We start from the raw sequence: 13,425 nt of genomic DNA on the forward strand, positions 1-13,425 counted from the left end.
TAATCAACTGATTAAATGAGAAAGTAGCAAGATAACAAACAACTTGGGGGAAATCATCATGAAACGTACACTGATCGTCGGTTTATCTGCAGCTGTTCTGTCGTCTAGTCTGATTCCGACATCTGCTGATGCGCACGCAACGCGTGACATCAAAAAAGTTGAATTTCTATCGATGGATGCACCAAACACCATTAATCAAATGGTCAAAACATATACGGAAGCCAAAGTTAAAGTGACTTATCAAAACGGCAAGACGGAAATCAAACCGCTCGACTACAACCAATTGTTCTTATCACAAGATAAGATTGTCGAGAATAAAGGCGATATGATCGCTGCCGGAACACCGATTGACGTCAACGGCGATCCAATCATCGATCGGAGTGTACCGGATAAACCGGAAGCATTCGTCTCTGACGCACCCGACTCCAACAGTCTGCTCGAAGTCCATGGCAAAAAGTACATGGTCTCACACTTCGAATATGATTCGATTGATAACGCCGGGAATGAGGTCAAGGGACTTCCTGCCTCGATGACTTTGACAGAAGTTGTTCAAGATAAAAAAACAGGAAAACTCGCCGTCAAGAAGGCAAGTAAAATCGACTTCAAGAACGTCAACGGTCTGTGGACACCATGCAACGGCTCAACGACACCATGGGGCACACACCTCGGTTCGGAAGAATACGAACCGGACGCCCGTGCTTTTGAGTCGGATCCGACTTCCTCTGCCTCCAAAGAAGTCAACGCGTTCGCCGAACGTTACTTCGGAACGAAAACAAAAGCCAATCCTTATTTCTACGGCTTCACACCGGAAATCTCGGTGGACCGTAAAGGGAAGTCATCGGTCGTCAAACATTACAGTACCGGACGCTTCTCACACGAAATGATGCAAATCCTCCCGGATCAGAAGACAGCCATCTTTGGTGATGACGGGAACAATACGATGATGTTCATGTATGTCGCGGATAAAAAGAAGGACTTCTCAAAAGGGACGCTCTATGCCGCAAAATTCAAACAGACCCAAGCAACGGACGGTGGAGCCGGGGATCTTGAATGGATCAAGCTCGGGCATGCATCCGACAAAGAGGTCAAACGTATAATCGACAAAGGAACGAAGTTTAGTGACATCTTTGAGACAGCTGAGGCACCCACGCCTGGATTTAAAGCGGTTAAGACAGCTGCCAGCAAAAAGGTCGAGTATCTGAAGCTTAAATCAGGCAAAGAGAAGGAAGCGGCCTTCCTCGAATCCCGCCGTTATGGTGCGATGCTCGGTGCCACGTCTGAGTTCAACAAGATGGAAGGCATCACGGTCAATGAAGAGGATAAGAAAGCGTACATCGCCCTGTCTTATGTCTCCGGCAGTACAGAAAAACAAGAAGGTGCCGTCCAAGACGACATCCAGCTTGAAAAACGGGAATCCGGTGCCACTTTTGAAATCGATCTCGGTCGTGCCAAAGGTATCGACAGTCGTTATGTCCCGACTAACATGCAGGCACTCGTCATCGGTGAAGATTTAGCAACACCGGATGCGTACGGCAATACAGCAAATCCGAACCTCGTCGCCAATCCGGATAATCTCGCATACTCGGCCACATCAAAAACACTGTTCATCGGTGAAGACAGCTCGCTCCACACTAACAATTTCGTCTGGGCCTATAACCTGAAGACGAAAACACTCTCACGGATTCTTTCCGTCCCGGTCGGTGCTGAAGCGACAGGACTCCGATCGCTCGATCACGTCGGTGGTTACAGTTACTTGCTCAGTAACTATCAGCATCCGGGTGAAGGATTGGACGGTAAACAAATCACAGCCGTCGATTCAAAAAAATTGGAGCAAGCGATGCAAGAAGGCATCGGTATCCAAAAAACAGGCGGTGTCGGTTACCTGTCCAATCTGCCGGCAGGTCAAAAATCATATTCTCATCGTTGAGACAACACAAGAGGCCGATTCAAAAAATCAGCTTCAGACGAAATAGAGAGGTGGACTTTGAAGTCCACCTCTCTATTTCTGTTTTCAGGACTCATACTCTGTAGGCACATGATTGCTTTCACACCGCTTTTAAATCACGCACGCAGTTGACTCGCCTCTTCTTCCACACGACGGAGTAACCCTTGCACGATTTTTTCCGTCTCCCGTTCGCCTCCGAGTGACAACAGGCTCCGTCCGACAAAGTTGGCACCTTCGTTTTTGCCGGTATAAATCAGCTGACAGCTCGTTTCGTCGAGCCGTTTCAGTGTAAACGTCATCTCGAGCTGAAAGATTTTCGCAAGCGTAAAGCCAATCGCGTTTTGCTTAAAGTCCGGTTCGCTTGTATACGCAAGATCTGTCACGATGTACGTTTCTAACCGGTTCCCCTGCATGTACGTTTGCCGATACGTCGAACCGACGACACCCGGTTTGCGTTCAATCACTTCGTGCTGGACGACACCCGGAATTAACCGTTGCAACCGATCGTGGTCAAATAAATGCCAAGCCTGCTCGATTGGAACGTCGAGGACTTTTTCTTCGTGCCATGTCACCATCGGAACACCTCCCTTTACTAAAAAATACCCTGATGTGTGCAGTTCTAACTTCAGACTACACACAGACAGGGTATTTGGCTTATTTTAATCGGCAATCATAATTTATTTTACCGTTTGACGCTCCAACGCATTCCCAAGGAACTTCGCGAGCTCCAGCATTCCGAACTTACCGGCCGCCGCTTCCGCATCCGAGTTGTAGTTCGTATTCGTGTTGACATCATACGTATAGATCGTCCCGTCCGCATCCTTGATGAATTCAATCCCGGCGACAGCAATCTGATTCGCTTGCAGGAAGGCTTCGTATTGCTGGATGATTGGATCATCGAATCCATCAACGACTTTAAACTTCATCGGAGTTTGTGGTGCTTCTTCCCCGACCGGGCAGAACAAGTCATCGATCACACACGCATCCGCCGGGCACAGTTCAAAGCCTTCTGATGTATCAACTTGTACGGCGTAAACGAATTTTCCGCCGACGAATTCACAACGCGTGATATACGGTTCAGGCGCTTGGATATACTCTTGAATCAGGGTGATGCCGTCGACCGGCTCATCAAAGGTCGGACCATCGAGATACGTTTCAAGTGCTTCAATCGAATGGAACAACTGGACACCAAGTCCTTTTCCGGCACGGTTGTGTTTCGTGATGAACGACGACACCCCGATGTTTTTCGCCGCTTCAACAATCTGATCACGTCCGACGGCAGCCGTCGTTTTCGGAACACGGATACCGGCTTTTCGAAGAGCCGTATATTGATTGATTTTACTGACTTCCAGTCGCAACGCACGTGTTCCGTTGAAGACCGTCCGGTCGTGTTCCTCGAGCCATGCGAGCACCCCTTCCGTCAGTTCCGGCGCGTAGCGGTGCCCGCGCGTATGCGAAGACGCACTCATCCGGCTGTAGAAGACGCCTTCTGGCGGGATTTCATCAAGCGGGACCTGTCCTTCATCGAGATGCCACTGTTCATACGGCAACTCCAGTTCCTCGAGTCGTTTAATTAAATGGTCCGTCCATTCTTGGTTTTCGTGTAAGATATGAATTTTTGTCATTTGGTTTGACCTACCTTTCGTTTTTCTTCGACAAGCGGCATGACGTCGCGCGCGAAGCGTTCCATCTCTTCAAGTTGTGGTGAGAATTGAAGTAATAATAAGGAGACACCCACCTGCTCAAACGCAAGAATCCGTTCGGCAATCTGTTCCGGTGTGCCGATCAAATCAGGACGGAGTCCGCGGTTGGAGACTGAATAATCGTTCCGTTTTACCTGCTGTTCGAGTTGCGATTTGCTGACGAAATCGTCGTACCCGACGTACCCGGCACCGTCTTCCTTGACGTCCGTGATCCGTTGCCACTCTTGAACGGCCTCTTCTTCCGTATCGCGGCAGATGATATACGCAGCCAGTCCAAAACTTTCAAGCGGCGGTTGTCCGGTCGCTTGTCGACGCGCCTTCATATCCTCAATCTTGACGGATACTTCTTCTACCGTTCCGCCGTGCATGACATAGGCATCACAATGATTGACGATGGTTTGTTTGCCGGCTTCACTTTCCCCGCCTGCGTACAACTTGATGCCCGGTCGTTGAACCGGCTTCGGATGCAGTTGTGTCTTCTCAAGCGTATAGTAGTTCCCGTCGAAGCTGTACGGTGAGGCGTCTGCCCATAATCCTTTCATGATCGTGACAAACTCTTCCGTCCGCGCATACCGTTCGTCATGCGCCGTGAAGATCCCGTTGTATTGCCGCGCTTCTTCTTCCCACCAGGCAGAGACAACGTTCAGCGTAAAACGTCCGTTGCTGAGTTGGTCGATGTTTGCTGCCATCTTCGCCGTCGTCGCCGGATTATGGAACCCCGGACGGACAGCTGTCATGATTTCCAGCCGTTCTGTCGTCGCAGCAATCGCCGCTGCTGTCGTCCAGGCTTCAAGACTTGGCGCTTCCAGCCCTTTGATGTCATTTAAGTTTAATTCTGCAATCAGCGTCGTCGAAAACCCGATTTGTTCTGCTATTTGCGCCACCTGTTTGGCATAATCGAACGTCGCCGGCATCTGTTCGTCCTCGACGTTTCGTAACCACCCTCCAAAAATCGGTAACCAAAATCCATACTCCATTTGCTATGTCCCCCTTATTAAAAAAATCGCTCTTCTCGAAAATCGAAAAGAGCGACGGATTCATCATGTCTGCTCTTATCTGTAAAGGGGTTGATCCCTTTAGGAAGTAGCACCTTCCGCGCATGATGCGGGGTTGCTGAAGTGTCTTCGGGCCATTCCCTCGACTTCTCTTGATAAGAATTATTGGAATTATCGTACACTTTTTAGTAGAGTAAAGCAACCACTAAACCTTGTTTTCCAATCGGAATTAAAAACAGTATCAAAAAAGGACGAGAGCTGGGCTCTCATCCTCATTTTCTTAATATGGGGCAACAAACGTCGACTCTTCGACAGGTGCTTCTTCACCGCGGATGCGGTCATAAAACTTGGCGAGGGTGACGCTGAAGTAAGGTCCAACCCAGAGGAAGGCAATTCCGATCGTAATCAAACCAAGCAGGAACCAACCAATGAAGGAGAGGACAAGCATAAAGGCTTCCATCTTGTGACCATCCATCATTTGGCGTGATCGCGTAATCGCATCTAAAATACCGATCGACGGTTCGTCACGTAAAATGTAATAGGTCAGCATATACGAAAATGACTTGATGATCCCTGGAACGATCAACAGTAAGAACCACAATCCAAGAAGAATACCTTGAACAAGCGACAGACCGACTGCTTTCAAGAAAAACTTATACGGCTCGAATAAATCGACGATTTTTGCCTCTTCTTTACGGGCGACAGACAGCGCAAGCCATGCCCAACCGATGGCAAGCGGCAGGAACAGGATGTTCAACACAAATCCAATCACATCGATGAACTGAAAGTCTTCGTTCGGAGCAGAAGAAAACGTAGTGGGAATCCCTTGAATGATGAGAAACAGTAAAAACATGAGTGCCATTAAGACCCAGCGACCGTTAAGTGACTCACGTGCCGATAGTTTTAATTCTTTAATCATAAAGATCCTCCTTAAAATAAGTGCTACTCCTATTTACGGTTTATGCGGCAAGGAGTTTCAGTTATTTTTAAGATTTTCCTGTTTTTAACTTGTGCAGGCGTGCTTTTTCGAGCTGACGTTGGCAGGCCGTATAGAGCGAACGACGACCATCGAGGCGTTCCATCGCAAATGGGATGGCATGTTTTTTGGCTTGTGCGATGACATGGGCTGACGCCGCATGGGAAACACGACTCGTAATTACGACGATGGCATCCGTCTTTTGCGCGAGGCTGGCAATTTTCTTCGCCGACTGGGCATCTCCCGCTAAATGAATCAGCTCGATTCCGGTCTCAGCAAAAAATGTCCGGTAGACCGGTGCCTGCTGTTCGTTTCCGACGATGACGAGCCGCATTCCTTTAAACGCTGCAAACTCAAGCGGCTCCTTGTCGACGTAATCGATGGGTTGTCCCGGCAGCGACGTCGTGACGAGCGGTGTCATCGGTTGTTGTTTCTTTTCACGAATCCGGCGTGGTTGCCGGACCTTTTTCACAGTCGGTTTTCGCTTCATCTGCTTGGCATATCGTCCGGTCGATTTTTTTGATACGGATGTCACGTCCATTTCTGCCGTCGCGTCTGTTGGTTTCGATTCTGTTGACGGATCGAACGGTTGAACGATCGGTTCTTCATATTGGAAGGCATACTTCCAGGCAATCGTCAGTGTTTCCGGATGACCTTTCCACATCACCAAGTCGACGAGTTGTCCTTCCTTCAATTGAAAGAATCGCATATCTTCGACCGGAGTTGCGTAGTAAAACGGTTTTCCCGTTTCATCCTTCAACGGACCGTTGACCGTCGACTCGATAATGCCATGATTTTTGACGATACATTTTTCAAAGACGATTCGTTGCTCCAGCGTCTTCATTTGATCGGTTGCGACGACGGCGAGCACTTCCAGTGACGTCCGCCGTTGGTCTTGATGAATAATCTGGACGCGGACTTCCATGCCGTGCTCGAGATTCCATTGACGGATTTCCTTTTCCGAGATATGGCTGTTCGGCCATTCCTGCAACGATCCGCCTTTTAATTCCCGGACAAATGTGTACGCATACCGTTGTTCGACAATCGGTTCGTCCGATTTTGGCATTTCCGTCAGCGGACCGGGTGACATCGGTTGCTCTTCTTTCGTCTGTTGAATCATCTCTTGCGGATGTACGCGTGGTGTATAATAGCGCGACAGTTGGACCCACTCATCGATTCCCCGGATTTCCTCGAGCAGCAACTCCCAATCTTCCGCCGTTTCAACGATCTGTAATTTACCGGCGACCAATTCTTTCGCCCGTTCCATGATTTGTTGCATCATCTCAAACAACCCCTTTGCTTTTTTTCAACTATAGCAAGGGGATTTCGTGTAGGTTGGTCTAAAAATAACCAGGTATTTTTTTGTTTAGGGTTAGGTTTTAATTTCGATTGACGGGTCGCCCAACCGGTATTTTTCGACAGCCACAATTAAGATTGTGATGATCACAAGCAAAAACCAAGACGACAGTTTTCCGAAGTCGACCAGTTCCCAGCCTTCTTCTTGATTCGGATAGACCCATCCCTTAAAAAACGTCACGATATTTTCAGCGAGCCAGATGAACCAGGCGATTAGACCAAATGACAAAACCAACGGCATCCGGTAGACGGTCTCATCCAACCGGTAATAGACCCAGGATCTTAAGAAAACAACGGCAACAAGTCCCATTAACAGCCAACGGAAATCAAATAACCAGTGATGGGTAAAAAAGTTTAAGTAGACTAACAGCCCGATCAAGGAGGCGAGAAGCGGACGGGGAAATTCGGTGATCCGAAGATCAAACCGGCGAAAGGCCTGGCAGATGTAGCTTGCGACACTCGCATACATGAAACCGGCATAAAGCGGCACACCAAACACCTTGCTCCATGCTTCTTCCGGATAACTCCAGGAACCGACCTGGACTTTAAACAACTCTAGTCCCAAACCAATCGCATGAAAGATTAAAATCAATTTGAACTCTTCTTTTGTTTCGTACCGTACTACAAGCAGCACGATTTGAACAAAAAGACACCATGCTAAAAGCAAATCATAGCGCGCAATCGGTTCCGACGGAAGATAACGGGATACCGCAAGCGCTAAGAAAATCGCAACCGGAAAGACACAACAGATGGCTTCGAGATATGTAAAACGGATGAAATGGCGGATTTTTTGCATGAGGTGACCTCCTTTTCATTAGTATACGCATCAAGAGAAGTGATTCCCTCCATCTCAAGATGGAAAATATCGGATTCACTTCAATTTTCTCCATCAAACATGGTACAGTTAATGAATCAATTTTACTCTGAAACGAGGTGTCTTCCGTAAATGAGACAAACAATTCAAACGTCCTGGCTGTTACGCTCCGTCCTGAAATGGACATTGTTCTTATTTGGTCTGTTTTTACTCGCCGTCGGTTCATCGATAATGATCACGGCACAGCTTGGCGTCTCGACATGGGACGTCCTTCATTTGGGTCTTCAAAACAAAACGCCGTTTTCCGTCGGGACGATCATTCTCCTCGTCGGATTGTTGCTTGTGTTCGTCAAGTATTTGCTCGACCGGATCACACCGCAAGTCGGTACACTCGTCAATGCGATCTTTGTTGGGGTGTTCATGAACCTCGTCCTTGGTTCAGGTCTTCTGCCCTCGTTTGCTTCCGTTTGGCAAAACACGCTGTGGCTGATTGCCGGGATCTTCATCATCGGAATGGGCGCCGGACTCTATGTCGCCGTCGGTTACGGTGCCGGACCACGGGACGGCCTCACACTGACACTGGCGGAACGATTCGGTACGTCGATCCGGATGATGCGGACCTTCATGGAAATCACCGCCTGCGGAATCGGTTGGCTGCTCGGCGGACCGGTGTTCTTCGGAACGATTTTATCGATTTTCTTGATTGGTCCGTTCCTGCAGTTTTGGTTGGGTCATTTCCGCCGGATGATTGCTGCGATCGATGCCGGAACGATTCCTCGGAAACAACAGAAAATTAGTTAAGTCGTTTGACTCGATACCTTTTCATGCGAAATGGTATCTTTTTTTGTGGATGAAGCATATTAGTTGCAGCATGAAAACAGACACGTTATATTCGTTTACATATCAATCTTTGATACGTCAAGGATTTTTCGAACGAAGGGAAGGATGTGATGACTTGAGTATTTCTTGTACTGAAAAAGGACGATTGATTTATGCGCTCGTCTCCGTCAATAAGACAATCGCTCAAAAATTTGATCTTTGTACGGACGGTTTCAGCCAAACCCGGATGGACTTATTAGCCCAACTCGAGGTGGATACGACAATCAGCCAAAAAGAATTGCAACAACGCGTCAACGTCGATAATGCTGCCGTGACACGCCACTTGAAGCATCTCGAAACGAACGGGATGATTGAACGTGTCCGTTCAGCAACAGATAACCGCGTCATTCTCGTTTCATTGACGCAAGAAGGTGCCACCCGCATTACACGACTACGTGAGCAAAAAGATGAATTCCTCGAGCAACTGCTTGAAGGATTTACGGTAGACGAACAACATCAGTTGGCTCAAATGATGCAACGAATTGAAACGAATGCCCTCACTTTACCTAAAACAACGGTTAATTAAAAAGGAGAATGTCAGATGACTACACAAACTACAACTGATTTCATGGAAATCGTTAAAGGACGCCGCTCGATCCGTAACTACGACACAAACGTCAAGATTTCTAAAGAAGAGATGACACAAATTCTTGAAGAAGCAACACTTGCTCCCTCTTCAGTCAACATGCAACCATGGCGTTTCCTCGTCATCGACAGCGCTGAAGGGAAAGCGACACTCGCTCCACTCGCTAAATTCAACCAAGTTCAAGTCGAGACATCATCTGCTGTCATCGCTGTCTTCGGTGACATGAATGCAATCGATCAACTTGAAAATATTTATGATACAGCAGTCGCACAAGGACTCATGCCGCAAGAAGTCCGCGATCGTCAAGTACCTGCGATTCAAGGCATGTACGAAAGCGTTCCGGCAAGTGCTCTCAAAGACAGCATTTTGATCGATTCAGGTCTCGTCTCAATGCAATTGATGCTTGTCGCCCGTGCGCATGGTTATGATACAAACCCAATCGGTGGCTACGAAAAAGATCAAATCGCAGAAGCCTTCGGCATGGAGAAAGACCGTTACGTACCGGTCATGCTTCTGTCCATCGGGAAAGCCGTCGACACTGGATGTCCATCCGTTCGTCTGCCGATCAACGATATCGCAGACTGGAAATAAGCAGTACCCGTACTAACCAAAAACAGAGAACAAACAAAAAGGGAGATTATTACTATGACAACTCAAACAACTACAGACTTTATGGAAATCGTTAAAGGACGTCGCTCGATTCGTAACTACGACACGAACGTCAAAATTTCTAAAGAAGAAATGACACAAATTCTTGAAGAAGCAACACTTGCTCCATCTTCAGTCAACATGCAGCCTTGGCGTTTCCTCGTCATCGACAGTGCTGAAGGGAAAGCGACACTTGCACCACTCGCTAAATTCAACCAAGTGCAAGTCGAGACATCATCTGCTGTCATCGCTGTCTTCGGTGATATGAATGCAGTCGACAGCATCGATACAATCTATGATATGGCTGTTGAAAAAGGCTTGATGCCGCAAGAAGTCCGTGACCGCCAAGTCCCTGCCATCAAAGGCTTCTACAGCCCGGAAGATACAGAGACACTTCGCGACAGCATCTTGATCGATTCAGGTCTCGTCTCAATGCAATTGATGCTTGTGGCACGTGCGCACGGTTATGATACAAACCCAATCGGCGGCTACGAAAAAGATCAAATCGCTGAAGCCTTCGGTATGGATAAAGACCGTTACCTTCCTGTCATGCTCCTTTCCATCGGAAAAGCAGTTGACGCTGGTTACCCATCGGTTCGTCTGCCGATCAACGACATCACAGACTGGAAATAATCACAAACAACCAATCGGATTCCTCAACAGGAATCCGGTTTTTTTGTATACTGACCAAAAGGAGCTGGTCAAACGATGTATGATGTCACGATTATCGGTGCCGGCATCGCCGGAATCTTTTTAGCCCATGAACTGATGGAACAGGGTCAGACGGTCCTGTTGATCGATGCCGGAAAACCACTTGCGCAACGGACGAAACGGGAATCCTATCTCGGCTTTGGCGGACTTGGTAAATCAGAAGGGAAATACAACTATTCAGCCGGATTTGGAGGCGAGCTCGCCGAGAAGCTTGGAGCAGAGACGACACTCCGCCTGATGCAACAAGTCGATGCACTCCTTTGCCGCTACGGAGCAGATGAAGTCGCGTCGTACTCCACGTCCAATCCCGTTCTAGCTGATCGGGCAAAAGTTGTCGGTCTTGAAACAATCGAAACGACAGTCCGGCATTTAGGGACCGCACTATCGGAACGGATTTTAAGACGGCTCGAAGCCGTACTTCACGAACACGTCATCTTTCGTTTTGAGACGTCTGTTGCGACAATCGAACAGCAAGCGGACGGATTTCTGCTTACGACTGAACACGAAACATTTTCGAGTCAACGCGTCGTTTTCGCGACTGGACGCTCCGGTACTGCATGGATGCAGGAACAACTTCGGGCATTAGGTCTGGCTCAAAGCAAAACCCGTCTCGACCTCGGCATCCGGATCGAGATGGAAGAAACGGCCTTCCGGACATTTTTACAGGATACGTTCGAAACAAAATTGGCCTATGCGTCAGCAGCAGGAACCGCCGTTACATACTGCATGAATCCGAAAGGACGGATTATCCGCAAACATCAGGAAGGTCTTATCATGCCGGACGGGCAAAACTTCCGGGAACAGGATTCCGGTACGACCAACTTAAACTTCACGCTGTTTTTACCGCGCTACTTTGCGACACTCGAAGAAGCGAATCACTATGCCGCTTCCGTCATCGGACAGATCAATCAAGGGACGGACCGGATTGTCGTGCAACGACTCGGGGATTTGCGGGCCGGTCGTTCGACGCAGTCAGGTGCTCTCGCCGAAAACAAAGTACGCCCGACACTTGCAGCGACAGCGGGGAATTTGATCGAGGAAGTCCCAGGCACGGACATCACGGTCTTGTTGGAATTCCTGGAACGACTTGAGCAGCTGCTCGATGCGCCGCTCTCAAACGACACACTGCTGTACGGCATGGACGGAAAATTTTATGCTCCGATGCTGTCGACGTCTGTCACCTTTGAAACGGACATCCCGGGACTGTATGCCATCGGCGATTGTTCCGGTGTGACGCATTCGTTATCGCAAGCCGCTGCGAGCGGACTCCATCTCGGACAACACCTGACACAAAAACAGCCGTCCTAAGAGATAGGTTCTCTCGAGACGGCTGGTTGAACGTGCAGTGCACTTTATTTTTTAAACGCTTCATACACTTTCAGCTGTTTGCCTTTGACTTTTGTCGTCTTCATTGCCCGCAAGACGAGTGGACCTTTTCCGTTCAGGATTTCCACGTACGTGACCGTATCCTGGATCGTGATGATCCCGATGTCTTGAGCGGTCATGCCTTCGATTTTCGCAATCGTTCCGACAAAATCAACGGCACGCAGTTTCTTTTTCTTCCCGCCATTAAAATACAGCTTCATGATATCCGCGTTAAGTTGCTCCGTTTTCGATGCCCTCACGTCTGCCGTCGTGATTTTCTCTTCAAACGCATCCGCCGTCCGAATCAATTCCCGCTCAGTCGGTGCCTGACGTTTTTCAATCGTCTCACCGCGGTACTGTTCGACTTCACGCAGACGACGCATGTCAGACTCCGTTACTAAGCTGATCGCTTTTCCGAGTGCTCCGGCGCGCCCTGTCCGACCCGTCCTGTGGACATAACTCTCTTTTTCGACCGGCATATCGTACTGGATGACGTGCGTAATGTTTTCAATATCGATTCCCCGTGCTGCAACATCCGTCGCGACGAGATAGCGGAACTCGCCTGCCCGGAATGCTTTCATGACGGCGAGACGCTCATCCTGTTCCATGCCACCGTGAATTTTTTCGACCGGATAATCCATCGAGGCCAACCCTTGGGCGACGAAATCGACGTGTTCTTTCGTCCGGCAGAAAATCATGCAGCGATCTGGATTTTCGACGACCGTGACGTCTTTCAGAATCGCGAACTTCGTTTTATCGGTTACTGTGATATAACTGTGTTCGATTTCGGCGATTTCCGTTGCCTTCGTCGTAATTTCAACTTCTTTCGGTGACTGCATGTACCGGTCACTTAACTGATGGATGTCTTGCGGGAATGTTGCTGAGAACAACATCGTCGTCCGTTGTTTGGGCAACTGTTTGAGAATCGTATCGACTTGATCAAGAAAGCCCATGTTGAGCATCTCGTCCGCTTCGTCAAGGACAAGGTATTTGACCTTTTCAAGCGATAACGTGCCCCGCTCCAAGTGATCGAGGACACGACCCGGTGTCCCGACAACGATATGCGTCTTTTGTTTCAGTTCCGCGACTTGTCCGCGGAATGGCTGTTTTCCGAAGACGGCTGTCGCTTTGATCCGCTTGTACCGTCCGATGTTCATGACATCTTCCGTGACTTGCAGTGCAAGTTCGCGTGTCGGCGTCAAGATCAGGGCTTGCGGTTTGTTTTCTTCCCACTCGACGAGCTCACAGAGCGGAATCCCGAAAGATGCCGTCTTTCCGCTGCCGGTGCGGGACTTGACGATGATATCTTTTTCTGACAAGGCGACCGGAATGACCGCTTGTTGGACATCCGTCGGCGTATGGTAACCAAGTTGTTCAATCGCTTCTAGAATCGGTGCACTGAGTTGAAAATCCGTAAATGGTTTTTTAGACATAAGAATACCTCATT

Annotated in this window: 13 protein-coding genes and 1 riboswitch; of the genes, 6 read left to right on the plus strand and 7 right to left on the minus strand. The window is 48.7% G+C overall.

The features are described 5' to 3' along the window. The first annotated feature begins 58 nt into the window (after window positions 1–58). Complete coding sequence (locus tag ACHA8N_RS15295; RefSeq protein ID WP_393966222.1) at window positions 59–1,927, plus strand: PhoX family protein; 1,869 nt, start codon at window positions 59–61, stop codon at window positions 1,925–1,927. Window positions 1,928–2,061: 134 nt separating this feature from the next. Here the strand turns inward: ACHA8N_RS15295 and ACHA8N_RS15300 are convergent, their stop codons facing one another. The 6 genes from ACHA8N_RS15300 to ACHA8N_RS15325 all read right to left on the minus strand — a co-directional run bounded on the left by ACHA8N_RS15300 (window position 2,062) and on the right by ACHA8N_RS15325 (window position 7,771). Then, window positions 2,062–2,520 carry an SRPBCC family protein gene (locus ACHA8N_RS15300; RefSeq protein WP_393966223.1) on the minus strand — a complete coding sequence of 153 codons (459 nt, stop codon included), beginning with the start codon at window positions 2,518–2,520 and terminating at the stop codon, window positions 2,062–2,064. Window positions 2,521–2,622: 102 nt separating this feature from the next. Then, window positions 2,623–3,570 (minus strand): ATP-grasp domain-containing protein, encoded by a 948-nt coding sequence (locus ACHA8N_RS15305; protein WP_147512140.1) that lies wholly within the window; start codon window positions 3,568–3,570, stop codon window positions 2,623–2,625. After that, complete coding sequence (locus tag ACHA8N_RS15310) at window positions 3,567–4,625, minus strand: LLM class flavin-dependent oxidoreductase (RefSeq protein WP_393966224.1); 1,059 nt, start codon at window positions 4,623–4,625, stop codon at window positions 3,567–3,569. Before ACHA8N_RS15310 ends, ACHA8N_RS15305 begins: the two co-directional genes overlap by 4 nt. Before the next feature lie 72 nt (window positions 4,626–4,697). Beyond that, window positions 4,698–4,805, minus strand: a riboswitch (SAM riboswitch). 118 nt (window positions 4,806–4,923) lie between these two features. Next, on the minus strand, window positions 4,924–5,562 hold the full coding sequence (locus ACHA8N_RS15315; RefSeq protein ID WP_393966225.1) for a DUF975 family protein: 639 nt from the start codon (window positions 5,560–5,562) through the stop codon (window positions 4,924–4,926). Window positions 5,563–5,629: 67 nt separating this feature from the next. Continuing rightward, window positions 5,630–6,901, minus strand: coding sequence for a DUF2325 domain-containing protein (locus ACHA8N_RS15320; protein ID WP_393966226.1), 1,272 nt, complete (start codon window positions 6,899–6,901; stop codon window positions 5,630–5,632). Between the two features lie 90 nt (window positions 6,902–6,991). Then, complete coding sequence (locus tag ACHA8N_RS15325) at window positions 6,992–7,771, minus strand: DUF817 domain-containing protein (protein WP_393966227.1); 780 nt, start codon at window positions 7,769–7,771, stop codon at window positions 6,992–6,994. Window positions 7,772–7,921: 150 nt separating this feature from the next. Here ACHA8N_RS15325 and ACHA8N_RS15330 point away from each other — a divergent pair, with 150 nt between their 5' ends. From ACHA8N_RS15330 to ACHA8N_RS15350, 5 genes are all read left to right on the plus strand, one after another. Then, entirely contained in the window at window positions 7,922–8,590 is a 669-nt protein-coding gene (locus ACHA8N_RS15330; RefSeq protein ID WP_147512145.1) for a YczE/YyaS/YitT family protein, read from the plus strand. A 154-nt stretch (window positions 8,591–8,744) separates the two neighbouring features. Further along, window positions 8,745–9,194: a MarR family winged helix-turn-helix transcriptional regulator gene (locus ACHA8N_RS15335; protein WP_393966228.1), complete on the plus strand. Its 450-nt coding sequence runs from the start codon at window positions 8,745–8,747 to the stop codon at window positions 9,192–9,194. Window positions 9,195–9,209: 15 nt separating this feature from the next. Further along, window positions 9,210–9,845: a nitroreductase family protein gene (locus tag ACHA8N_RS15340; RefSeq protein ID WP_393966229.1), complete on the plus strand. Its 636-nt coding sequence runs from the start codon at window positions 9,210–9,212 to the stop codon at window positions 9,843–9,845. 54 nt (window positions 9,846–9,899) lie between these two features. Continuing rightward, complete coding sequence (locus ACHA8N_RS15345) at window positions 9,900–10,535, plus strand: nitroreductase family protein (RefSeq protein ID WP_028105400.1); 636 nt, start codon at window positions 9,900–9,902, stop codon at window positions 10,533–10,535. 75 nt (window positions 10,536–10,610) lie between these two features. Then, on the plus strand, window positions 10,611–11,921 hold the full coding sequence (locus ACHA8N_RS15350) for an NAD(P)/FAD-dependent oxidoreductase (RefSeq protein WP_393966230.1): 1,311 nt from the start codon (window positions 10,611–10,613) through the stop codon (window positions 11,919–11,921). Between the two features lie 44 nt (window positions 11,922–11,965). Here ACHA8N_RS15350 and ACHA8N_RS15355 read toward each other — a convergent pair whose 3' ends face one another. Further along, window positions 11,966–13,411 (minus strand): DEAD/DEAH box helicase, encoded by a 1,446-nt coding sequence (locus ACHA8N_RS15355; protein ID WP_147512148.1) that lies wholly within the window; start codon window positions 13,409–13,411, stop codon window positions 11,966–11,968. Window positions 13,412–13,425 lie beyond the last annotated feature (14 nt).

The sequence above is a fragment of the Exiguobacterium sp. S22-S28 genome (assembly GCF_043359615.1).
Taxonomy (GTDB): Bacteria; Bacillota; Bacilli; order Exiguobacteriales; family Exiguobacteriaceae; genus Exiguobacterium_A.

Coding starts and splice junctions, on each gene's coding strand:
- ACHA8N_RS15295 (WP_393966222.1), top strand. CDS start 59: ATGAAACGTACACTGATCGTCGGTTTATCTGCAGCTGTTCTGTCGTCT.
- ACHA8N_RS15300 (WP_393966223.1), bottom strand. CDS start 2,520: ATGGTGACATGGCACGAAGAAAAAGTCCTCGACGTTCCAATCGAGCAG.
- ACHA8N_RS15305 (WP_147512140.1), bottom strand. CDS start 3,570: ATGACAAAAATTCATATCTTACACGAAAACCAAGAATGGACGGACCAT.
- ACHA8N_RS15310 (WP_393966224.1), bottom strand. CDS start 4,625: ATGGAGTATGGATTTTGGTTACCGATTTTTGGAGGGTGGTTACGAAAC.
- ACHA8N_RS15315 (WP_393966225.1), bottom strand. CDS start 5,562: ATGATTAAAGAATTAAAACTATCGGCACGTGAGTCACTTAACGGTCGC.
- ACHA8N_RS15320 (WP_393966226.1), bottom strand. CDS start 6,901: ATGATGCAACAAATCATGGAACGGGCGAAAGAATTGGTCGCCGGTAAA.
- ACHA8N_RS15325 (WP_393966227.1), bottom strand. CDS start 7,771: ATGCAAAAAATCCGCCATTTCATCCGTTTTACATATCTCGAAGCCATC.
- ACHA8N_RS15330 (WP_147512145.1), top strand. CDS start 7,922: ATGAGACAAACAATTCAAACGTCCTGGCTGTTACGCTCCGTCCTGAAA.
- ACHA8N_RS15340 (WP_393966229.1), top strand. CDS start 9,210: ATGACTACACAAACTACAACTGATTTCATGGAAATCGTTAAAGGACGC.
- ACHA8N_RS15345 (WP_028105400.1), top strand. CDS start 9,900: ATGACAACTCAAACAACTACAGACTTTATGGAAATCGTTAAAGGACGT.
- ACHA8N_RS15350 (WP_393966230.1), top strand. CDS start 10,611: ATGTATGATGTCACGATTATCGGTGCCGGCATCGCCGGAATCTTTTTA.
- ACHA8N_RS15355 (WP_147512148.1), bottom strand. CDS start 13,411: ATGTCTAAAAAACCATTTACGGATTTTCAACTCAGTGCACCGATTCTA.